Below are 22,738 nucleotides of genomic sequence, written 5' to 3' on the forward strand. Positions count from 1 at the left end.
CCGTTGCCCGTGCGGGCCAGCCTGCTCACCACGCCCGCGGTCAGCCCCCGCGCTGCGATTGCGCCGCATCCGCCGGTGCAAAGCCCCGGCTGAGGTAACGCGAACCCTGCAACCCGAACCGCCAGGGCATGTTCACCGCCTTGCTGATGCCGATGCGGGGCCCAGCCACCACCGGCTGCGCGCGGCGGTGCTCGGGCGCGGGCTCCAGCAGCGCAAAGGGCGGCGCGTTCAGCGGCAGGTGGTTGAAGCTGGCGTCAATGCCCAGTGCCTGCGCCAGCCGGCCGGGCCCGGCGCACAGCAGCCTGGCGTCTTGCATGCCACCACGCCGTGCGCGCATCACGTCCAGCCCGTGGGTGGGTTCCAGGGCCCGCAGCAGCACGCCCGCGCCGTGCCCCGCCTCGCGGCACACGGTGTTGATGCACCAGTGCAGCCCATACGAGCGGTACACGTATGCCCGGCCGGGCGGGCCGAACATCGCGGCATTGCGCGCCGTGGGGCCGCTGTAGGTGTGCGATGCGGCATCGGCCTGGTCGTAGGCCTCGGTCTCCACGATGCGGCCGCCCACGCCGTCCACCCACAGCGTCACGCCGATCAGGCGCTGCGCCACCGTGGGGGCGGGGGCACTGAAGTCGATGAGCGCCGGCACGAGCGACGGCTCGGGCAGCGAGGGATGGAACGGGGACATGCCCGGATGCTAGTCCACGCGCGGCATGCGGCACAATCGCGCCCCGCACAACGCCTTTGGGTTCCACGCCCCGGCCGACCCACCCCCACCCCTTGCGCGCCCGGGCGCCCCGGTTCGCACTACAGTCGTTCCTCGCGCACCAAGGCCCTGGGGCTGAAGGCGCGCTATTCCCTTGATCACCCGAAACGAAAGAGCTCCCATGACCAAAGACTTGGCCCGCCAGCGTGAACTCCAGCCCATGGTGCTGTGCGAGCCCTGCCAGGGCATCCAGCGCAACTGGCGCAAGGCCCCTGGCCACGCCGAACTGGTGCAACGCGGCAACCGCAAGGAAGACCGCGAAGACGGCACCGTCACCATCACCCGCTACGTGTGCGACCGCTGCGGCACCGCGTGGGAGTACGAGAACGACAAGAACAACCAGCGGGCAGGCTGGTCGGTGGTGGGGCGCTGAGCACAACCCATGCCCCGGTGCCAAAGCCGCCACGCGGGCAGACCACCTGGTTGCCAGCGCGCCATCTCCCTGCCAGCCAATGCACCTGTTTTGATAGCTACACAGGTATATGGCACTAGCGCTACCGCCCTGTAGATCGCATATTCACCTGCGCGAGGGCCATAACCAGCGCACGGGCACCTTTTTGCGCCCCCGGTGTCACACCGGTTTTGACGGAGAGCGCCCATGCTGCATCGCAGACGATTCCTGACCGCAACGACCCGTGGCCTCGCCCTGGGCGGCGTGGCGCTGCTGGCGGCGCGGGGCGCACAGGCCCAGCCCAGCTACACCGTGCCCCTGGCCCAGCTGCAGGCCATGGTGGACCCCAAATTTCCCCGCAGCGTGCCAGTGCAAGGCCTGTTCAACCTGACCGTGCAGACGCCGCACCTGCGCCTGCTGCCCGAGGTGAACCGCCTCGGCGCGGCCATGGCGCTCGACGTGGCCGGCCCGGCTTTGCGGCGCAGCTACCCCGGCAGTCTGGATGTGGAATTTGCGCTGCGCTACGAGGCCAGCGACCGTACGCTGCGCGCCCACCAGATCCAGCTCGGTCGCATGGAGTTTCCCAGCCTGCGCCCGGCGGTGACCGAGCTGCTCAATGCCTACGGCCCGCAGCTGGCCGAGCAGTCCCTGCGCGAGGTCACGCTGCACCAGCTGCGCCCGCAAGACACGGCGGTGTTCGACGGCCTGGGCCTGCAGCCAGGGCCCATCACCGTGACGGCCAAGGGGCTGACCGTGGCGTTTGTGACCAAGGCGCCCTGAGTACAGACGCTAGGCCCCCTGCGCTCAGGCCGACGCTTTTTTCAGATACGGCGCCAGATACCGCCCCGTGTGGCTGGCCGGGTTGGCCGCCAGTTCCTCGGGCGTGCCCACGCCCACCACGGTGCCGCCGCCCGCACCGCCCTCGGGACCCATGTCGATGAGCCAGTCGGCGGTTTTGATCACATCGAGGTTGTGCTCGATGATGACGATGGTGTTGCCCGCGTCGCGCAGCTGGTGCAGCACCTTCAGCAGCAGGTCGATGTCGGCAAAGTGCAGGCCGGTGGTGGGCTCGTCCAGGATGTAGAGCGTGCGGCCCGTGTCGCGCTTGCTCAGCTCTTGCGCCAGCTTCACGCGCTGCGCCTCGCCGCCCGAGAGCGTGGTCGCCGCCTGGCCCAGACGGATGTACGACAGGCCCACGTCCAGCAGCGTCTGCAGCTTGCGCGCGATGGTGGGCACGTCCTTGAAGTACGCCGCCGCGTCTTCCACCGTCAGCTCCAGGATCTGCGCAATGTTCTTGCCCTTCCACTGCACTTCCAGCGTTTCGCGGTTGTAGCGTTGGCCGTGGCAGATGTCGCAGGGCACGTACACGTCGGGCAGAAAGTGCATCTCCACCTTCACCACGCCGTCGCCCTGGCAGGCCTCGCAACGGCCGCCGCCGGACGACTGCGACACGTTGAAACTGAAGCGCCCCGGACCATAGCCACGTTCTTTGGCAGTGTTGGTCTCGGCCATGAGTTCGCGGATGGGGGTGAACAGGCCCGTGTAGGTGGCGGGGTTGCTGCGCGGCGTGCGGCCAATAGGGCTCTGGTCCACGTTGATGACCTTGTCGAAGTACTCGATGCCAACGATCTCTTCGTGTGCGGCGGGTTCTTCGTGCGCACGGTGCACCTGCCGCGCCACGGCGGCGTACAGCGTGTCGTTGACCAGCGTGCTCTTGCCCGAGCCCGAGACCCCCGTCACGCAGGTGAGCAGGCCCACTGGGAAGTCCACCGTCACGCCCTTGAGGTTGTTGCCCGAGGCGCCCACCACGCGCAGCGCCTGCACGGCACCTTGGCGCGCATGGTGCTCGGCCATGCGCTCGGCACGGCGCTTGCTGGCTTCGGTTTGCGGAAAGCGCGATTTGGCCTTGGCCTCGACCACGGGCGCGGGCTGGTCCAGCACGGGCAGCCACGGCGTGCGGCGCTGGGGCACGGCAATGGTGCGCGCGCCCGACAGGTACTGGCCGGTGAGCGACTGGGCATTGGCGCGCACTTCGTCATACGTGCCCTGCGCCATCACCCGCCCGCCATGCACGCCCGCGCCGGGCCCCATGTCGATCACATAGTCGGCGGCGCGCATCATGTCCTCGTCGTGCTCCACCACGATCACGCTGTTGCCAATGTCGCGCAGGTGCTGCAGCGTGGCGATCAGACGGTCGTTGTCGCGCTGGTGCAGGCCGATGCTGGGCTCGTCGAGCACATACATCACGCCCGTCAGGCCCGAGCCGATTTGCGACGCCAGGCGGATGCGCTGCGCCTCGCCGCCGGAGAGCGTCTCGGCGCTGCGGTCCAGGCTCAGATAGCTCAGGCCCACGTCGTTCAAAAACTGCAGGCGCGTGGCGATCTCACGCACCACCTTGTCGGCAATCTCGGCCTTGGCGCCGGTGAGCTGCAGGGCGCGGAACCACGCGTGGGCATCGCTCAGCGTGGCGTGGCTCACTTCGTAGATGGCGTGGGCCTGTTCGCCCTCACCCACCTTCACATGGCGGGCCTCGCGGCGCAGGCGCACGCCGTGGCATTCGGGACAGGGCTGGGTGCTGCGAAAGCGTGCCAGGTCTTCGCGCACCACCACCGAATCCGTCTCGCGGTAGCGGCGCGCCATGTTGGGCAGGATGCCCTCGAACGGGTGCTTTTTGGTGTGCACCTTGCCCTTGGAGGCGCCGCTGTCCATGATGTAGCTGAAGGCGATTTCTTCGTCGCCTGAGCCGTGCAGGATGGCGTGCTGCACCGGCGCAGGCAGCGATTCAAACGGCGCCTCGATGTCGAACACATAGTGCCGGGCCAGGCTCTCCAGCATCGCAAAGTAGTAGCCGTTGCGCCGGTCCCAGCCCTTGATGGCGCCGCTGGCCAGGCTCAGCGTGGGGAAGGCGACCACACGCGCCGGGTCGAACACCTCACGCTGGCCAATGCCGTCGCAGGCGGGGCAGGCGCCCATGGGCGAGTTGAAAGAGAACAGGCGCGGCTCCAGCTCGGCCAGCGAATAGCTGCACACCGGGCACGCGAACTTGCTGCTGAACAGGTGCTCCTGCCCCGTGTCCATCTCCAGCGCCAACACGCGACCATTGCCGTCATGGCCGCCCACGCGCAGGGCGGCCTCGATGCTCTCTGCCAGGCGCTGCTGCAGGTCGGCCCGCACCTTGATGCGGTCGATCACCACGTCAATGTCGTGCTTCTCGGTTTTCTTGAGTGCGGGCAGGTTCTCGTGTTCGTAGATCTGGCCATCCACGCGGAAGCGGATATAGCCCAGCGCCTGCATCTGCGCAAACAGCTCGGTGAACTCGCCCTTCTTCTCGCGCGCCACAGGGGCGAGGATCATGAGCTTGGTGTCCTCGGGCAGCGCCAGCACGGCGTCCACCATCTGGCTCACCGTCTGCGCCGCCAGCGGCAGGCCGTGGTCCGGGCAGAACGGGGTGCCCGCGCGGGCGTACAGCAGGCGCAGGTAGTCGTGGATCTCGGTCACCGTGCCCACGGTGGAGCGCGGGTTGTGGCTGGTGGCCTTCTGCTCGATGCTGATGGCGGGCGACAGTCCCTCGATCAGGTCCACATCGGGCTTGTCCAGCCTCCCGAGAAATTGCCGCGCATAAGCCGACAGGCTCTCCACATAGCGCCGCTGGCCTTCGGCATACAGCGTGTCAAACGCCAGGCTCGACTTGCCCGAACCCGACAACCCCGTAATCACCACCAGCTGGTTGCGCGGAATGTCCAGGTCGATGTTCTTGAGGTTGTGCGTGCGCGCGCCACGGATGCTGATGCGCTGCTCGCGCAGGGCGCGGGCGAGGTAGACACCATCGGCGGATCGGTCGTCGGCAACGGGGGGAGGGGTCACGGGCGGGCTCGGTGCGGGAAAACCCACCATGATAGGCGAGAGTCTCTGAGCCGGAGCCTCACTCTTATGACGAAGCGCTGCGCCCTCCATCCCGGCTTGCTACAGCTACCCCTATAACCTTGATCAATTGTTAACATCACCGGTTTAATCAATATCCAGTCACGCCTTGGATGCATTTCGCCCGACGCAACGACCTCGGCGATGCCGAACGCGGGTCTTCGGGAGGAAACAATGAAATGGATTCTGGGCGCAGCCTTGGGCCTGCTCTTGGCTGGAACGTCGCACGCTGTCAATTACGCCGTACAGGATGGTGGCGCAGCAAACGGCTGCCAGAATGCCTGGCCACCCGCTATCGTCGGTAACTACAACGAAAACGGTACGCTCAACGGAGCGCCCCGCTATGACGGAAACGGCTGGTACCTGTACCGTGCATCCGTCTTCGGACAGGACAACTGGGTCGTCAGCAATTCGCTCGGCAGTACGGACCTCAACAACAGCACCATTGCTTTCTACGCGCTTTCCTCGGCCAGCACGCCTGTCACCGGCACGGGCTACAACAGCACCAACTCGGCCTGCGGCAAGATCAACGTACAGCAGGGCGTGACGGTGCCAGCACCTGATGCGCCTACGATCGGCCCGCTGAATTCTGGTGTACAGCCCTACATCTCCGGTGGGAGCACTACCGTATATTGGTCCGGGGTGGCCGGCGTGGTGGGCTACAAACTCGATGTAGCGACCGATGCCGCGTTCACAACCTTCCACCCAGGCTATAACGGGCTGGTGATCACAGCGTCGCCCACGCCTCCGACCAGCGCCACGGTCACGGGTCTCAGCAACGCTGGCACGACCTACTATTTCCGTGTGCGCTCGTACAACGGCGGCGGTGACAGCGTCCCATCGGCCACGGTGAGCACCACCACAGTACCCGCAGCGCCCACCCTACAGGCGGGCACCAATGTGCGCGCCGATCGCTTCACAGCCAACTGGAATGGCGCCACCGGCGCAGATGCGTACCGCTTGCAGGTATGTACAGACGCAGGGTTTACTTCTTGCATCGCGGGCTACAACCCGGCCAGCGTCGGCGACTCGCCAGCCCTCGTTTCGGGCCTTGCTCAAGCCACCACCTACTACTACCGTGTATCCGCCGGAAATGCGAACGGCTATAGCGCCTATTCCAGCAGTGCCAACGTCACCACCAATACCCGCCCCAGCCTGAGTGGCGGCTTCATGACAAACGGAGCAGTCAACGACAACGCCACGATTGCACCGTTCGCGGGCATCACCGTCTCGGACGCGAATGGCGACGCAGTCTCGGTACAAATCAGCTACACAGCAGCCAATGGCACGCTCTCGGGCACAGGGCTCACGGGCAGCGCGGGCAGCTATGTCTTGACAGCCCAGACACCAGCCACAGTGACCAGCAACCTGCGGGGTCTGGTATTTACGCCCACCTACCAGCAAGGGCCAACAGGGAGCACGGTGACCACCACGTTCACGCTGGTCCCTGACGACGGCACCGATGTCGGCACCAGCAACAGCACCACCAAGGTGACCACCACAATGACCAACGTCGCGCCCAGCTTCGTTGGTGCCACGACAACGATTACGGTCAGCGCGAACGCGGCCTCTACCGACATCAAGTCATTGCTGCACGTGAGCGATACCGACACGGGCCAGACAGAGATATGGTCCGTGCAGACGTCACCGGTGCACGGAACGCTCACCATCAGCGGCACAGCGACTCCCTCGGGAGGAACCGACATTGCACCTTCTGGCACCATCACTTACACCCCCGCAACCAACTACAGCGGCAATGACAGTTTTGCAGTGCGGGTGAGCGACGGCTCCGATGGCGACGTACGCACTATCACGGTGACGGTGCAGGCCGTGGCCCCCGGAGCCCCCACCATCGGCACCGCCACAGCAGGCGATACGCAGGCCAGCGTCACATTCACAGCACCCGTCAGCAATGGCGGATCGCCCATCACCACCTACACCGCCACCTCCAGTCCGGACGGCAAGACCGGCACCTGCGCCGGGCCCACTGCCTGCGCCATCACCGTGGGGTCGCTGACCAACGGGCAGGCCTACACCTTCACGGTGACGGCCACCAATGGCGTGGGCACCAGCTCGGCCTCAGGGGCGTCCAATTCGGTCACGCCCAAGGCCAACCAGATCATCACGTTCGCGCAACCCATCAGCTACAACTTTGGCGCCACGCCGACATTGAACGCCACGTCCAGTTCAGGCCTGACCGTGTCGTTCACTTCATCCACCACGGGCGTGTGCACCATCACCACCGGTGGCGCGCTGACATTCGCCGCCGCCGGCATCTGCACCATCGATGCCGACCAGGCGGGCAATGCATCCACCAATGCAGCCACCACCGTGACGCGCTCGTTCATGGTGAATGCCGTTATGCCGAGCGCACCCACCATCGGCACCGCCACAGCGGGCAACGCGCAGGCCACCGTCACGTTCACAGCACCTGTCAGCAATGGCGGCTCGCCCATCACCACCTACACCGCTACCTCCAGTCCGGACGGCAAGACCGGCACCTGCGCAGGGCCCGCTGCTTGCTCCATCACCGTGGCATCCCTGACCAATGGAACGGCTTACACCTTTACCGTTACGGCCACCAACAGCGCGGGTACGGGGGGAGCGTCCGCCAACTCCAATTCCGTCACGCCCAAAGGCGCGCAGATGATCACGTTCGCCAACCCTGGCGCGCAAAACTTCGGCACCAGCCCGAACCTGAGCGTCTTGAATGGTGGTGCATCGTCCACTTCTGGGCTGGTGGTGGGCTTTACCTCTTCCACGACAGGCGTGTGCACCGTCACGCCCGGCGGCGTGCTGACGTTCGTCACGGCGGGCAATTGCACCATCAACGCCGACCAGGCGGGCAACAGCAGCTATTTGCCAGCCACGCAAGTGAGCCGAACATTCATCGTCAACGCCGTGGTCCCCGGCGCGCCGACCATCGGCACCGCCACGGCGGGCGACACACAGGCCTCGGTGAGCTTCACTGCGCCCGCCAACACCGGCGGGACAAGCATCACCAGCTATACCGTCACGGTCAGCCCTGCGGATGTTGCGCCTGTCAATGGAGCGGGCTCGCCCATCGTGGTCACGGGTCTCACCAACGGTACGGCCTACACCTTCACCGTCACGGCGGACAATTTTGCGGGCACGGGCCCGGCATCGTCCAGCTCCAATTCCGTCACGCCCAAAGGCGGGCAGACGATCACGTTCGCCAACCCTGGCGCGCAAAACTTCGGCACCAGTCCTACGCTCACTGCCACCTCGGATTCAGGTTTGACACCCACTTTCACGTCGTCCACGACTGGGGTGTGCACCATCACCACGGGCGGTGCACTGACCTTTGTAACGGCGGGCTCCTGCACGATCAATGCCGACCAGGCGGGCGACAGCAGCCACCTTCCCGCTACCCAGGTCTCCCGCAGCTTTGCCGTCAACCCAGTTCTGTCCGCCTCTGGTTCCGTGGCAGGGATGGCAGGTGTCGTGACCGCAACGCTGTCGGGTGCCGCCACCTGCACATTCGCGCCCGGTGCCACCAGTTTCATGGTGCCCACGGGCATGCCGGCCGGAGTGTCGGTGCCCCATGGGGCCTTTCAGTTTCAGGCGACAGGGTGTGCCGTTGGCGGTGCGACCATCACGTTGCAGTACCCTTCGGCGCTGCCCGCAGGCATTCAGTTCTGGAAGTACGGCCCGGCCACGGCGGGAGCACCGACTTCCACCTGGTTCGCCTGGACAGGAGCCACCCTCAGCCCGGACCGGCGGACCGTGACCTACACCGTGACTGACAACGGCATCGGCGATGCGGACGGTGCAGTCGGAAGCATCCGTGATCCCTTCGCCCCCGCGTTTTTCGTGAGCGTTGGCGCTGCGACCATTCCCGTGGACAACCCCTGGGCCCTGGGTGTGCTGGTTGCGATCATGGCCTGGCTGGGTGTACGGCGTCGGCACCTGCGCATCTGAACGCCGGGGCCGCAATGCCATCCACCGCAACATTGCCTTCCACTGTCTTCGCCACCAACCACCTGGCGGCCGAGGAGCGCTTTGAGGCCTGGCGCAGCAGCATTTCAGTGATCTTCGACGTCGCTCCCATGGGGCGCGAGCCGCCCGGTGACTTCCAGGCCTCGGTCACCGCCAGCCACCTGGGCGCGCTGCTGGTGGGCGACCTGCATTTTGGCCCGCAGCAATTCTCACGCGGTTCGCCGCGCGTGGCGCGCGACGGGGTCGACCACTATCTGGTGCAGTGGTACCGGAGCGGGGGTTTCGTGGGTCAACACGACGACCGTGCCGACATGGCGGTGCATGCGGGCGACATCACCGTGTTCGACCTGGGGCGCACGCAGCGCACCTATGCCCAGCCGTCACATGTGTTGTCGCTCGTCGTGCCGCGCGAGATCGCCGCCGAGTCCTTCGGCAAGCGCGACGCGAACCTGCACGGCACCGTGCTGCGCCAGGGCACCGCGCTGGGCGGGCTGCTCAGCGACTATCTGCGGTCCCTGCATCACCGCCTGCCGGACATCACGCTCGCTGAAGCGCCTGCCGTGGTGCAGGCCACTACCCAGATGCTCGCGGCCTGCCTGCGGCCCAGCCGCCATACCCTGGCCCAGGCACGCGCCGAAGTGCAGGGTGTGACGCTGGAGCGCATCCAGCGCCACATCGCGCAGAACCTGGCCACACCACTTGGGCCCGACGTGCTGTGCCACCGCTTCGGCATCTCGCGCAGCATGCTGTACCGCCTGTTCGAGCCGCTGGGCGGCGTGGCGCACTATGTGCAGCAGCGCCGCCTGCTGCGCGCCTTCCATGCCCTGGCCAGCCCGGCCAACCGGCGCCTGCGGGTGGCCGAGGTGGCCGCGCGCAACGGGTTCCTGAGCGAGGCGCATTTCAGCCGCACTTTCCGAGCGGCCTTCGGTCTCACGCCCAGCGATGTGCGGGCCATGGCCGCTGGCACATCGGTCGGAGCGGCCGGCGCCGCCGGCAATGTGGGCCGTTCGACGGCCGAGTACGCAGACTGGGTGCGCGCGCTGCAGGTTTAGGCTGCGCAGCGGGCACCGTCTGGAACGGGTAGTCAAGAACGCCAAAACGCCCAGTCAAGCCAACCTGCCGGCGGCGCCTAGCATGGGCCAACGCCTGTTCACACTATTGCGCGCGACCCCATGCATTTCATTCGCCATCTGGCTGCGGCTGTGCTCGTGGCCGTGCTGTGCTGTCCGCTGCTGGCCAGCACCCTGCCTGCCGTTACCAGCGTAGCGCCCACCGAGGGCCTGACCATGGGCTGGACCCAGGTGGTCTTCACCGGCACCAACCTGGGCAGCACCTCGGCCGTGCGCTTTGACGGCGTGGACGCCACCAATCTGTTCGTGGACGGCAGCGGCACCCGCGTCACGGCCACCACGCCAGCACACGCCCGGGGCACCGTTGCGGTGGAACTGGTCACCGCCCAAGGCACGGCAGCGGCGGGCAACTTCACCTATGTGCCCCAGCCGGACATCACCAACTGGAGCCCCGGCGGAGGCTCAATGCTCGGCGGCACGGTGGTCACCATCACCGGCAGCGGGTTCACCGGTGCTTCGACAGTGTTGTTCGGGAGCCAGCCCGCCACCAGCTTCACGGTGGACAGCGACACGCAGATCACCGCTGTCGCGCCGCCCCAGGCCGCGGGCCTCACGGTGATGTTCGAGGTCGCCACGCCCATTGCCCATATGCCGCACCCCATCGGCTATTTCACCTACACCGTGCCGCCAGAACTGCGGCCCACCGTCACCAGCGTAGCGCCCACCGAGGGCCTGACCATGGGTTGGACCCAGGTGGTCTTCACCGGCACCAACCTGGGCAGCACCTCGGCCGTGCGCTTTGACGGCGTGGACGCCACCAATCTGTTCGTGGACGGCAGCGGCACCCGCGTCACGGCCACCACGCCAGCACACGCCCGGGGCACCGTTGCGGTGGAACTGGTCACCGCCCAAGGCACGGCAGCGGCGGGCAACTTCACCTATGTGCCCCAGCCGGACATCACCAACTGGAGCCCCGGCGGAGGCTCAATGCTCGGCGGCACGGTGGTCACCATCACCGGCAGCGGGTTCACCGGTGCTTCGACAGTGTTGTTCGGGAGCCAGCCCGCCACCAGCTTCACGGTGGACAGCGACACGCAGATCACCGCTGTCGCGCCGCCCCAGGCCGCGGGCCTCACGGTGATGTTCGAGGTCGCCACGCCCATTGCCCATATGCCGCACCCCATCGGCTATTTCACCTACACCGTGCCGCCAGAACTGCGGCCCACCGTCACCAGCGTAGCACCGCGCTGGAATCCCCCTGCAGGCGGGGTGCCGGTGGTGCTAACCGGCGCCAACCTCACGGGCACCACGGCGGTGCGCTTTGCCGGCCAGCCGGCCCTCTCCTTCACCGTGGACAGCGCCACGCAGGTGACCGCCATTCCTCCCCCTGCGCCGTTGCAATCGGGAGGCGTGGAGATCACGACCAGCCTCGGCACGGCCCAGGGCTTTTTCCTATATGCCCTAGCGCCGGTCTTGGCCAGCGCCAGCCCTGCCACTGGACCAACGACTGGCGACACCCCAGTAACGCTACGCGGCAGCGGCCTGCTGAGTACGACAGGCGTAAGCTTCGGCGGCGTGGCGGCCCGCAGTTTCAATGTGGTGGACGACACCCGCATCGACGCGGTTACCCCTGCCCATGCCGCAGGCTCTGCCTCTGTGCAGGTGGTGGCAGAGAGCGGAACGGCAATGCTGGACGGTACGGTTTTCACCTTCACCGCGCCGGCCATCGACGGCGCCTGCGGCGCGGCGGACGGGCTGGAGCGCGTCACCCCGCCGACGGTCGGCCTGTGCAGCGCCGGTGTGGCAGGCAGCGTGGCCGCAGCCTCGGGAGCTTTTGCCTGGACCTGCGCGGGCCAGAACGGCGGGGCCAGCTCCCGCCAGTGCAACGCGTCCTGGCCCATGTCCGGTGTCGGGGGGCTGCGCGCATCCCTCACGTTGCCCGACCCGGCCGCCAACCAGGGCTGGGGCCTGGATGCCGCAGCGTTCGATGCCACGTTGCCCGCGCCACTGCCTAGCGGCGCGAGCACGCAGCACCGGGCATTGCGCCTGGTGCTCAGCGGCGGTGGCGTTGGCTCCAGCGCCCAGTTCACGGTGCAATACAGCGAGCCCGTGGCAGCAGGTGCCGTCTACCTCAAATACGGCCCCAGCCCCCCAGGTCTGAACTGTGCCGGTGCCGCCTGCGCCCAGCCCCACTGGTATGCGCTGCCCGGCAACGCGGCGGTGTTTGCCCCCGACCGGCGCAGTGTGACGCTGACGCTGACCGACGGCGGTCTGGGCGACACCGACGCTGTGCCTGGTCGGATCACCGATCCCGGGCTGCCGGTGCTGCTGGCCGGAGCAGGTGGAGGGGTTGGACTGATGTCCGTGCCCGTACTGGGCCCCGGGGCGGTGGCTGGATTGGCGTTGTTGTTGGTATTGCCCCTATTTGGCGGATTGGGACATCGGCTCAGTCAAAAAAAATAGCTGTCCGCAGAACCAATGTATGCGCTGCAGGCAACTGGTTGGCACTGACTGAGAGTTGCTTGGCTAGGCCAGCGGTACTGTTCCTTATCACCTTCTGACCGAGCGGCCCATCCTATCTGGCCTACCCGCAACGCCCTGCAGAACAGCAAAAACCATCGTCCTGCGCTGAAATCAGGAACCGGCGGCGCCAGCTGCCACCCCACGAGCAATATGGGCCGGGGGTGCCGCCTCACCATGCGTGCTGCCGGAGCAGGCCTTTTCCCTCATAGCCACCCAAGCGCACGGGAGGGTCCGGCCGCCATGGTCACATTCACCTATCCGCGAATCACCGCCCGTGGTTCACGCACGGCGCTTTACCTTGCTCCCTCCGAGGTGCGCGCACCGGCACGGCATGTCGGCTCCCTGCGACGCAGAGCAGATCTGCCAAGTACGCCACCTGGGGTTGGCCCCTGCAAGGCATTTCCGACGTCTTCAGAGCTTCACCAGGCGAGCCCAACGTCCAGGACGCAGGCAGCAACGGCAGGGCGGTTGGAACACCTGGTCAACAAAATGCAAACGCAGAGGCAAGCTGCGGTCCAAAGCGCGGCATAGGATGAGCCACGCTCCCTGTGCGGCCGTGCTTTTCGCATGGAGGCTGTGGGTGCGCCGACCTGCCCCATGTCACAAGCGAGCATCCTTTTTCTGCCCAGCCAGCGCCCGCACCTTATGGCCATCTGCACCGTGGCGCGCGCGCCCCTCAAAGGCTGGGCAAGCGCATGGATGCTGGGTGCGGCTTTGTCCGCCAGCGCAGAAACCATGCCACCGCCCCGATCCACCCACCCCGCGCAGAAGCCTCCCACAATAACCACGGTCGCCCTGTCCCCACCCCGTGCACAGGCGGCGGGCAGGCCCCGCCCAGGCCCAGCGGCAGGGTCCAAGCCCGCCAGCACGTCGACAACCCACAATGGGTCGCACATTCCCACCCCTATCGACAACCCCTGGGCACTCGGCATGTTGGCCGCACTTGCAGCCCGGATGCTGTGGATGGACAGGCGTTCCAAGCAAGGCCACGGCTCAGAACGCGAGCGTCCAAATCCGCGTGGGTGAATCCGAACTGTGCGTGTGGGCCTCCATAACCAACACCGTCACGGAGTCCAACGCAGCCATGGCCCGGGCTACGGAAGGTGTTTGCCGTGCGAACAGGTGTGTTGCCGCTGGACAGGTGGACATGGCAGGCTCTTTCGCGCCTTCTCGGTGCGCCAATCGGCGGGCCCGCGCCCAATGGGCGAAAATCCAGCTTTTGCTTTACCGGGCCATAGCGCACCACCGTGCCGGATTCTTCTCCCCTGTCAGCCACGGCCGCAACGCGGCCACCCGCCCTTGACTCCCACATGACCGCCCTGGAGCGCCGCTCCAGCGTCAGCCTGGCGCTGATCTTTGCGCTGCGCATGCTGGGCCTGTTCCTCGTGTTGCCCGTGTTTGCCCTGGAGGCCCGCAAATACCCTGGGGGCGACGACCCCGCACTGGTGGGCTTGGCCATGGGCATCTACGGCCTGACGCAGGCGGTGCTGCAGCTGCCGCTGGGCATGGCATCCGACCGGTTTGGGCGCAAACGCGTGATCGTTCTGGGCCTTCTGGTGTTTGCGGCAGGCAGCCTGTTGGCCGCTTTGGCGGATTCGCTGACCGGCCTGCTGCTCGGGCGGGCGCTGCAGGGGGCGGGGGCCGTGTCGGCCGCCGTGACCGCCCTGCTGGCCGACCAGACGCGCGACGCCGTGCGCACCAAGGCCATGGCGCTGGTGGGTGGCAGCATTGGGCTGATGTTTGCCGTGGCGCTGGTGGCGGCCCCCGTGCTCACTGCTCACGTCGGGCTGGCGGGGCTGTTTGGCTTGACCTGCGCACTGGCACTGGCGGGTGTGGCGGTGGTGGTGTGGTGGGTGCCGCCCGAGCCTGCGCAGCACCAGAACGCCCCCCGGGGCCGCCTGGCCGATGTGTGGGCCCACCCTGATCTGCTGCGTCTGAACCTGGGCGTGTTTGTGCTGCACACCGTGCAGCTGTCCATGTGGGTGGCTGTGCCCGCCATGCTGGTACAGGCAGGCCTCACCAAAGACCACCACTGGCAGGTGTACCTGCCCGCCGTCGTGCTGTCGTTTGCGGCCATGGGCGGGCTGTTTACGCTGGAGCGCGCGGGCCGCCTGCGCACCGCGCTGCTCGGGGCCATCGCCCTGGTGCTGGTGGTGCAGGCCGGGCTGGGCCTGCTGGCGGCCAGCGGTTTGCCTGCCACGCTGTGGGTTCTGGGGCCGCTGCTGTTTGTCTTCTTCTGTGGCTTCAATGCGCTGGAGGCCAGCCAGCCCAGCCTGGTGTCCCGCATGGCGCCAGCCCACCTGCGCGGCGCCGCGCTGGGCAGCTACAACACCCTACAGTCGCTGGGCCTGTTTGCGGGCGGGGCGCTGGGTGGCGCGCTGGTCAAATGGGCCGGCGCTCCAGGCCTGTTTGCCGTGACCACGGCGCTCACGGCCCTGTGGTTGGTGCTGACCTGGCCGTTGCGCCCGGTAGGACGCGGCGGGCACTGAGCCCCAGGTACGGAGGCCCCTTCGGGGGTTCCATTGCTCCTTGGTTGCGGCACAATGGCGCGTTTGGCGCCTGGAATCTTCCCCCAAATCCGGCGCTTTCATCTCTTTAAGGCATAGACAGCACCATGGCATCCGTAAACAAAGTCATCATCGTCGGCAACCTGGGCCGCGACCCTGAAATGCGCACTTTCCCCAGTGGCGACCAGGTGGCCAACGTGACGATTGCCACCACCGACAAGTGGAAAGACAAACAGTCCGGCGAAATGAAGGAAGCCACCGAGTGGCACCGCGTGGTCTTTAACGGCCGCCTCGCCGAAATCGCCGGCCAGTACCTGCGCAAGGGTTCGCAGGTGTATGTGGAAGGCAGCCTGCGCACCCGCAAGTGGACCGACCAGAGCGGCGTTGAAAAATACAGCACTGAGATCCGCGCCGACCAGATGCAGATGTTGGGCAGCCGCCAAGGCATGGGCGGTCAGGGTGGCGGCCAGCAAGGTGGCGGCTACGACGACGGCGGTGGCTATGGGGGTGGCGACCAAGGCGGCTACGACCAGGCGCCCCGTCGTGCTGCGCCCGCGCCACGCCCCATGGCAGCTCCAGCACAACGCCCTGCGCCTGCCCCTGTGGCCCAGGCGCCCCGCGCCGCATCGGGCTTTGACGACATGGATGACGATATTCCGTTCTGATCGCCGATCCGATTCGGCGCGTCACGATTTCTCGGCGCGGGCAGGCACCCAGGGTGTTCTGAGCCTGCTCCTGACAGGGCCCCTCTACGGGGCCCTGCTCTTTTTGGGGTCGCCCCCCCAATCGCCCTCTGACAGCATGGGCGGCAAGCGGCAGAACACGACCCGCATGCCGAGCACCGGCTACACCAGGACCACGAAATCCGCCAAGCACACTGGTGGCAGCCCTGCGGCATCCACGCGACACACTACATTTTGAAACCTGAACGCCACTGCAGTCACAGATCATCCCCCTGCGTTTCATCGATTGCATCTTGCAACGAAGCGCCGTCCGCCTCAGAGCCCCTCGATGGGCCAGCGGCCAGAACACAGCAACAACGAGGGAGGGAGTTTCATGCCGGGGTTCGTCCGAAAAATACTGATATTCACCACGGGCTATGCGTGGCTGCTGCTGATCGCGGGCCCGGGGCTCATCGGCATGTCGGTGTGGAGCCACTGGAAAGCCGAGGGCGACCATGCCTACAAACCACGCGAGCAACTAGAGACCCTGTCCGGCACCGTGACCAGCGCCGCCGAGATCACCGTCAAGCGCAAGCGCCGGGCCACGCAGAAGTACTACGAAATCACGGTCACCCCGGAGGCAGGTGGCGCTGAGCGCAAGCTGCGCATCGACCACAGCACACCCTCCGCGCTGGTGGGCAACCTCATCGACGAAAAGATCTCGGCGCTGTTTGACGGCGATGACAGCAACATCACCTACGAAGTTGTTACCAATGGTCAACCCGTCATCGCGTACGAAACCACCCGCCAGCGGCTGCTTGCGGAAGCTCAGTCCAGTGCGCAATCGCTCAGCGGGGCTGGCATGTGGATCTTGGCGATCCTGCTGACGCTGGCGGGCGCCGGCGGGGCCTGGGTAAATCGCACCCTGTGCCGCACGGACGACACGCTCCAGGCCGCTGCAGCCTGAAACGCGGCACTGATTCATAAAAAGAGAGAGGGAGGGAGGGGCAGCGCCCGGGGTGCGCTCCTCCCGCAGTGGGCGTGGGTCGTTGCGCTCATCTCTGCGCTGAAAGACTGACATCACTGCGCATACGCGGTGACCCCAACGGCAGCCCGGCTCGCCCCGTTGTGGAGAACAACCAAGTGTTCTCGCCCACAGGCCGCCACATGCGCCTTCCAGTCCTTCCGCTTTCTGTTCGCCCCTGCACAGTCAGCGCAGACGGAGCGGGCTTACTTCTTGCGCTCAAAAGAAAGACAGCTGGTTAGTCGAGCACCCAATAAGGCAGATAAACGAGGAATAAGCCCCTCATAGCCGCAAGGACGCGACCTTTACAGCCATTGCAGGACCTTCCGTGCAAGTACGAGCGACAGATCGCCCCTTGACGAGCATCATGAGTTTCTGCCCGTTGTTTTATTTTGTAATAGTTTTTATCTATTGAATTGCAGGGACAATCACGGTTTGCGAACTCGGAATCAAACCCTGCGGCGGCTGTGGACGCCAAGGATTTGGACGCAGCGACGGGACAAGTCGCCGCACGAGCCACGGACCTCTTCTGAAAAAAAGCACGCCGGTTGAATCTGTTGCGCTCAAAAGCCCGTACAACCCATTCTTCTCTCTCCATGTGGTTTTCTTATGCAGGCTGACAAGCATCCGGGAACGCTCTTTCCAGCGTTCTTGCACACACACGCCCGGCGCTTAGAGCTGGCGATTTGGTGTCTGTCCGCGGTTGTATTTGTCTATCTGTCTCTGATTCCAACGACACAGCATGCACAGGTGCTGATTTCTGCAGCGCTACTCACGGTCCTGGGCGGTTGCTACTTGCTTGGCCGACGTGCGCAAGACCCCCGGCGGCGGCGTCTCGCGCGGTTGACCATCATCATGCTGTGCACCTTTCTGTCATTGCGTTACATGCATTGGCGCGCGACCGATTCGTTACCTCTGCAGTTCGGGCTCCTCTCCATGGTGTGCGGGCTGCTGCTCTTCGCAGCTGAAGGCTATGGTTTTGTAAACATGCTGTTCGGCTTTTTCATCAACAGCGAACCATTTGCTCGTCATTCGATACCGTTGCCCGACGATGAGGATGCTTTACCTCATGTAGACATCTACATACCTACTTACAACGAAGATCCGGACATTCTCCGACCCACGGTCATTGCGGCCACGCAGATGCACTACCCGCGCCACAAGCTGCATGTTTATGTTCTGGACGATGGCGGAACAGCACAAAAACTCAACGACGAGAACCCCGCCAAAGCCGCTGCCGCGCATGAGCGGGCGCAAGAGCTCCAATTGATTGCGCGCCAGTTCGGTGCGGGCTACCTCACCCGCGAGCGCAACCTGCATGCGAAGGCTGGCAATATCAACAGCGCGTTGTCCAGCACACAGGGCGAGTTGCTGCTCATTCTGGATTGCGATCACATTCCAGCGGCGGACTTTCTGCAGCGCACCGTGGGGTTCTTTCTGGCGGATCCCCAGCTTTTTGTGCTGCAAACACCCCACAACTTCGTCAGCCCAGACCCCGTGGAGCGGAACCTGGACACCTTCGAGAACTCGCCGGCCGAAAACGAGTTGTTCTATGACGTGATGCAGCCGGGCCTGGATTTTTGGGGCACGTCTTTCTTCTGCGGCTCGGCTGCGGTGCTACGGCGCAGTGTGATTGACAAGCTCGGCGGAGTGTCGGGTCAGACCATCACCGAAGATGCAGAGACCACCCTCGATGCACTTTCCCTCGGATACAAGTCTGCTTATTACAACCGCCCCATGGTGTCGGGACTGCAACCGGAGACCTACTCAGGCTTCATCGTGCAACGCGTCCGCTGGGGCCAAGGCATGCTCCAGATCTTTCTGCTGAAAAACCCCTGGAAGCAGCCTCACCTGACCTTCACGCAGCGCCTTCTCTATACCAACTTTGCCTTCTACTGGGGCTTTGCAGGGGCCCGGGTGATCATGCTGCTCGCCCCTCCGGCGTACCTGATGTTCGGCATCAACCTGTGTGACACCACCGCGCCGCAGCTGCTGGCCTATTCCGTACCGGCTTTGATCGCATCGCTGGTTTCCACCCAGTTTTTTTACGGTCGGGTGCGCTGGCCCTTCATGTCGCAGCTGTACGAAATCGTCCAATCGGTCTACGTGCTGCAGGGTCTCGCGGAGGTGATACGCAAACCGCGCTCCCCGTCGTTCAAGGTGACGCCCAAGGGCGAAGTGCTCAACCAGAACTTCATCTCCTCGCTGGCCTGGCCGTTCTACGTGTTGCTGATCCTGACCATCCTGGGCGTGGGGTTCGGGGTGCTGCGCATATCGAGTGAGCCCTGGAACGTCGGCGCCATCAGCTTTGTGTTGTTCTGGGCCGTCCTGGACACGGTGCTGTTGCTCGGGGTCCTGGGGATCACGTTCGAGCGCCGCCAGTTGCGATCAGAACCAAGGCTGCGCCATGAGGAACCCATCACGGCGCACATCGCCGGGCAGACGTTCGAAGGAACCACCACCAATGCGTCCGCGTCTGGCCTCGCCGTAAAGCTGCGATATCCACCCGGTAAGACCACGCCCGACATCCAGCCAGGCAGCCCGATCGAGATCACCCTGCATGGCCGGCCCGGTCGCCTGCAGGGCCACCTGCAATCCTTCAGGCACATCAACAGCCAGGAGTTCAGCCTTGGGCTCAAATACAGCCACGGCAGGCAAGCCCAAGAGCGTCTTGCCATCGATCTGGCCTTTGGCTCCAGCGATACGCTGGTACAGAACAACCAGCGCCGGCACGCAGGACGGAGCGTGCTGGGCGGCTTGTTGGCCGTTATCCGCTTCGCCCTCACCCAAGGGTTGGGCCATCTGATCTTCCTGGTGCAGCAGCAAGCCCATCGCACGCTTGCCGCAGCGCGCATTCTGCTTTCTCCCAAAAACTCTTCATGATGCATCTCGCCGCGCCCATGCTCCATCACCGCCATGCCTTCAGGGCGACCCGGTTTGCCGTTCTGCTGCCCTTGGTGCTGGCGCCATTGACCGCCATCGCAGACACCAAGCGCCCGGGTGAGCCCAGGGCGCCAGCCCCGCAAGAGCGCACCGATGGCAAAGAATTCACGATCCCGCTGTCGCGGCTGAAGGGGGAAGACAGACCCTACCGCCTGGCGGGCGTGGCCTCCAGCATGAAGCTGTCGCTCCCCCTGCCGGCGCTCGTGCAGGCACAGGAAGTGCGACTCGAACTCTCAGGCACGGCCTCGCGTTCATTGACGGCCTCGTCACAACTGGAAATCGCAGTCAACGGCCGTGTGGTCCGGCAGTTGGGACTGAGTGGCAGTGAAGAGAACTTCCGTCACTCCATCAGTCTCCCGCTGAGCGCTCTGCGCGAGGGCTTCAACGAAGTGCAAATCAGTGTTGCACAGCACTACGCCAGCACCTGTGAATACCCGATGGCCTCCCAACTGTGGACGGACATCCACCTGCGGGAATCACAGTTCGTCGTATCGGCCACCCCCAAGGCCTTGCCAGCAAGGCTCGACAGGCTCGATGCCTTGTTTGACAAGGCGGTGTTTGCCGATCCCGCCCCCGTCGCCATCCTCACGGCCAAGGCGCCGGAAGGCGCGGTGCTCAGCGCTGCAGGACTCGTCGCCCAGGGGGTAGGACACCGCTATGACTACGTGCCCGTCCGCATTTCCAGCGCACGGTTTCCGGCGACACCGGCCGAGATGGGCACCGCTTTGCCACCCCAGGCCCGGGCGGCCGTGGTACTGGGCACCTTCGACAACCTCGGCGCCTATCTCCAGGGGCTGGGGGCGCCCACGGACTCCGGACCGGTGGTCGCCATACGCACCTTGCCAGAGGACCCCACTCGCTTTGTCGTGATCCTCGCGGCAGCCACCGAAGCAGAACTCCCGACGGCAGCCACGGCCTTTGCCATGCAGCGCATGCCCTGGCCGGGCAAGGCGTGGGTCGCAGTGCGTGATCTCAAGCTGCCATCGCCAAAGGATCTGCGCGAGGCAGCTGACGCCCAGGACGCATCAACCCATGCGCAGCCGCTGAGCGCCCTGGGGTACGCCACCACCACTTACAGCGGCCTGCCCACCGGCAACGCAAGCCTCCGTTTCTGGAACTCCAATTGGCAAGGGCGCATGCAGGTGCGACTGCACCTTGCCTACGGCAGCGGCATGTCGGCACAGTCGGCCCTCAATGTGGTCGCCAATGGGGTCATGCATGGCTCCATACCACTGAATAACCCTGCGGGCGGCGTGTACACCAACTACGCCGTGAGCCTTCCCACCGGGTCATTGCGCATGGGTTGGAACACCCTGGAGCTGCAGCCTGTGCTGGTGCCCCAATCCAATGGCGGGGAATGCAAGCCATTCTTCCTGGGCAATCTCGCCACCACGATCTATGACGACAGCACGGTGCAGAACTTCGGGGGCAGCCCGCTCCTGCGTCCCGACCTGGGGCTGATCGCCCGCGACGGGCGCGGCTCTCCGATTCCGCCCCTGGGTGACGGCATGGCGGTGCAGCTGACCGATGCACAGGACCCGACTGTGGGGGCCAGCCTCACGCTCATGGCCAAGCTGGTCCAGGTGCTGCGAACCCCCCTGTTGCGCACCTCTTTCCAGGTCGGCCAGGACGAGAAAGCCACCAACCGCCTCTGGGTCGGGGCCATGGAACGCCTGCCCGAGAACGTACGAGAGCGGGCAGGACTGAACACCGCCAGCAGCCTCTTGCTGAATGTGCCCCTGATGCAATCCGTCAGAGTCCCGGTGATCGAAGGCAATGACACCCTGATGCAGCTGCGCGAACTCATCGAGGGCTCGGCAGCACGCCCCCTGGTGCTGGGTGCCGCCGTAGCGATCAACGATGCCCCCACACAACACGCCATTGCCACCACCGTGTTTGATGGAAACCAGCCCCTGACGGTGTTCACCGCGGCCAACCCCGAAGAACTGCAGGCAGCCCTGCATGATGTGGTGGGGTATGGCCCATGGGGCCAACTGCGCGGTGGCATGGCGTTCTGGCGGCCGGGTGAACCCGTGAAGACGGTGATTTCAGAGGACACACCCTTCAGCGCCTACGCCTTGCGCGGCAGCATCGGGCTGTGGGTTTCGCAGTACCCCTGGTGGTCGCTGGGCATTGTGCTGGCTCTGATCGCTTCGCTGGTCGGACTCACGCGCACGGTGCTGGCCCGCTATCGGCAGCGCAATCTGCCAGTACAAACCCAGCGTGCATCCGGGAGCAAGGCATGAGCCACCACCTGCATCGGTATCTCCTGTTGATCGGGCTGTCCTGTGCGGGCCCCTTGGCATCGGCACAAGACGCTGCGCAAAAGCTCTACATCGGGGGCAGCCAGGGGTCTTCAGCAGGTACCTACACCTATGCCGGGCAGATCGTCCCCCTGGAGGGCGCGCAGGTGGGCCAAGGCTGGTTCCAGAAAACCGTGGCGAGCTGGCTGACCTACCAATACGACACCACGGTGGCGGGAGTGCCCACCGAGGCGAAAGCCGGTGCTGCGGGCATTGAGAGCGGCTGGGGGTACGCCTGGGACACCGCGCGCTTCAAAGGCGACGTGTCGCTCTCTCTGGGCCTGCGCAATACCCACCTGCGCCCGGCCGCAGTCCGGGCAGACGGTCAACACGGCACCCGCGTCACCCTGACACCACAAGTCGCCGCGCGCTATCTGCTCACCCCCCGGTGGGACGCCGACGTTCTCGCGTCGTACAGTGCAGGCACCCAAAGCAGCTTTACCCGAGCGCGCATGGGCGTTCGACCCGGCGACACCGAATGGCGCCTGGGGCTCGAGGCCACGCTGTCCGAGGGCAAGGACTACCGCACCCGGCAAACGGGGGTATTCGCAGGTCGCAGCGTGGGATCTGGCTGGTTTCTGGAAGTCAACGCCGGCCAGGCACGGCCCAAGGATGGCAAAAGCACACCATACGTCGGCCTGTCTGCATCGCTCGTGCGATAGGCTGGCGCG

The 22,738-nt window shown here is 65.5% G+C and carries 13 protein-coding genes; 11 read left to right on the top strand and 2 right to left on the bottom strand.

All coding sequences use genetic code 11. The features are described 5' to 3' along the window. Nucleotides 1-40 precede the first annotated feature (40 nt). A complete protein-coding gene (locus tag C8C99_RS14415) occupies nucleotides 41-685 on the bottom strand; it encodes a DNA-3-methyladenine glycosylase (protein ID WP_108626101.1) in 645 nt (214 codons plus the stop codon). A 199-nt stretch (nucleotides 686-884) separates the two neighbouring features. Between C8C99_RS14415 and C8C99_RS14420 the strand changes: the two genes are divergently transcribed. After that, the gene (locus C8C99_RS14420) at nucleotides 885-1,136 is read left to right on the top strand and encodes a hypothetical protein (RefSeq protein WP_108626102.1); all 252 of its coding nucleotides are present in this window, start codon (nucleotides 885-887) and stop codon (nucleotides 1,134-1,136) included. 225 nt (nucleotides 1,137-1,361) lie between these two features. Next, nucleotides 1,362-1,934, top strand: coding sequence for a hypothetical protein (locus C8C99_RS14425; protein WP_056644038.1), 573 nt, complete (start codon nucleotides 1,362-1,364; stop codon nucleotides 1,932-1,934). Nucleotides 1,935-1,958: 24 nt separating this feature from the next. Here C8C99_RS14425 and uvrA read toward each other — a convergent pair whose 3' ends face one another. After that, the gene (gene uvrA, locus C8C99_RS14430; RefSeq protein ID WP_233247229.1) at nucleotides 1,959-5,048 is read right to left on the bottom strand and encodes an excinuclease ABC subunit UvrA; all 3,090 of its coding nucleotides are present in this window, start codon (nucleotides 5,046-5,048) and stop codon (nucleotides 1,959-1,961) included. Nucleotides 5,049-5,249: 201 nt separating this feature from the next. Here uvrA and C8C99_RS14435 point away from each other — a divergent pair, with 201 nt between their 5' ends. The 9 genes from C8C99_RS14435 (at nucleotide 5,250) to bcsS (ending at nucleotide 22,729) form a co-directional block, all read left to right on the top strand. Further along, entirely contained in the window at nucleotides 5,250-9,017 is a 3,768-nt protein-coding gene (locus tag C8C99_RS14435) for a fibronectin type III domain-containing protein (RefSeq protein WP_056644042.1), read from the top strand. Between the two features lie 14 nt (nucleotides 9,018-9,031). Continuing rightward, the gene (locus C8C99_RS14440; RefSeq protein ID WP_056644044.1) at nucleotides 9,032-10,087 is read left to right on the top strand and encodes a helix-turn-helix domain-containing protein; all 1,056 of its coding nucleotides are present in this window, start codon (nucleotides 9,032-9,034) and stop codon (nucleotides 10,085-10,087) included. Nucleotides 10,088-10,207: 120 nt separating this feature from the next. Beyond that, nucleotides 10,208-12,568 (top strand): IPT/TIG domain-containing protein, encoded by a 2,361-nt coding sequence (locus tag C8C99_RS14445; protein WP_108626103.1) that lies wholly within the window; start codon nucleotides 10,208-10,210, stop codon nucleotides 12,566-12,568. A 1,370-nt stretch (nucleotides 12,569-13,938) separates the two neighbouring features. Further along, on the top strand, nucleotides 13,939-15,117 hold the full coding sequence (locus C8C99_RS14455; RefSeq protein WP_108626104.1) for an MFS transporter: 1,179 nt from the start codon (nucleotides 13,939-13,941) through the stop codon (nucleotides 15,115-15,117). A 125-nt stretch (nucleotides 15,118-15,242) separates the two neighbouring features. Next, nucleotides 15,243-15,800, top strand: coding sequence for a single-stranded DNA-binding protein (gene ssb / locus C8C99_RS14460; RefSeq protein ID WP_056644053.1), 558 nt, complete (start codon nucleotides 15,243-15,245; stop codon nucleotides 15,798-15,800). A 391-nt stretch (nucleotides 15,801-16,191) separates the two neighbouring features. Beyond that, on the top strand, nucleotides 16,192-16,764 hold the full coding sequence (locus C8C99_RS14465) for a hypothetical protein (protein ID WP_108627174.1): 573 nt from the start codon (nucleotides 16,192-16,194) through the stop codon (nucleotides 16,762-16,764). Nucleotides 16,765-17,430: 666 nt separating this feature from the next. Continuing rightward, nucleotides 17,431-19,704 carry a UDP-forming cellulose synthase catalytic subunit gene (gene bcsA / locus C8C99_RS14470; RefSeq protein ID WP_108626105.1) on the top strand — a complete coding sequence of 758 codons (2,274 nt, stop codon included), beginning with the start codon at nucleotides 17,431-17,433 and terminating at the stop codon, nucleotides 19,702-19,704. Further along, nucleotides 19,701-22,010: a cellulose biosynthesis cyclic di-GMP-binding regulatory protein BcsB gene (locus C8C99_RS14475; protein WP_108626106.1), complete on the top strand. Its 2,310-nt coding sequence runs from the start codon at nucleotides 19,701-19,703 to the stop codon at nucleotides 22,008-22,010. Before bcsA ends, C8C99_RS14475 begins: the two co-directional genes overlap by 4 nt. Then, nucleotides 22,007-22,729, top strand: a complete 723-nt coding sequence (gene bcsS, locus C8C99_RS14480; RefSeq protein WP_108626107.1) for a cellulose biosynthesis protein BcsS — start codon at nucleotides 22,007-22,009, stop codon at nucleotides 22,727-22,729. The genes C8C99_RS14475 and bcsS overlap by 4 nt, the downstream gene beginning before the upstream one ends. The last annotated feature ends 9 nt before the right edge of the window (nucleotides 22,730-22,738 follow it).

The sequence above is a fragment of the Acidovorax sp. 107 genome, from assembly GCF_003058055.1.
Lineage (GTDB): Bacteria > Pseudomonadota > Gammaproteobacteria > Burkholderiales > Burkholderiaceae_C > Acidovorax.

Bases quoted from the DNA above. Each gene is read 5' to 3' on its own strand.
- C8C99_RS14415 (WP_108626101.1), bottom strand. From the start codon at position 685: ATGTCCCCGTTCCATCCCTCGCTGCCCGAGCCGTCGCTCGTGCCGGCG.
- C8C99_RS14420 (WP_108626102.1), top strand. From the start codon at position 885: ATGACCAAAGACTTGGCCCGCCAGCGTGAACTCCAGCCCATGGTGCTG.
- C8C99_RS14425 (WP_056644038.1), top strand. From the start codon at position 1,362: ATGCTGCATCGCAGACGATTCCTGACCGCAACGACCCGTGGCCTCGCC.
- uvrA (WP_233247229.1), bottom strand. From the start codon at position 5,048: ATGGTGGGTTTTCCCGCACCGAGCCCGCCCGTGACCCCTCCCCCCGTT.
- C8C99_RS14435 (WP_056644042.1), top strand. From the start codon at position 5,250: ATGAAATGGATTCTGGGCGCAGCCTTGGGCCTGCTCTTGGCTGGAACG.
- C8C99_RS14440 (WP_056644044.1), top strand. From the start codon at position 9,032: ATGCCATCCACCGCAACATTGCCTTCCACTGTCTTCGCCACCAACCAC.
- C8C99_RS14445 (WP_108626103.1), top strand. From the start codon at position 10,208: ATGCATTTCATTCGCCATCTGGCTGCGGCTGTGCTCGTGGCCGTGCTG.
- C8C99_RS14455 (WP_108626104.1), top strand. From the start codon at position 13,939: ATGACCGCCCTGGAGCGCCGCTCCAGCGTCAGCCTGGCGCTGATCTTT.
- ssb (WP_056644053.1), top strand. From the start codon at position 15,243: ATGGCATCCGTAAACAAAGTCATCATCGTCGGCAACCTGGGCCGCGAC.
- C8C99_RS14465 (WP_108627174.1), top strand. From the start codon at position 16,192: ATGCCGGGGTTCGTCCGAAAAATACTGATATTCACCACGGGCTATGCG.
- bcsA (WP_108626105.1), top strand. From the start codon at position 17,431: ATGCAGGCTGACAAGCATCCGGGAACGCTCTTTCCAGCGTTCTTGCAC.
- C8C99_RS14475 (WP_108626106.1), top strand. From the start codon at position 19,701: ATGATGCATCTCGCCGCGCCCATGCTCCATCACCGCCATGCCTTCAGG.
- bcsS (WP_108626107.1), top strand. From the start codon at position 22,007: ATGAGCCACCACCTGCATCGGTATCTCCTGTTGATCGGGCTGTCCTGT.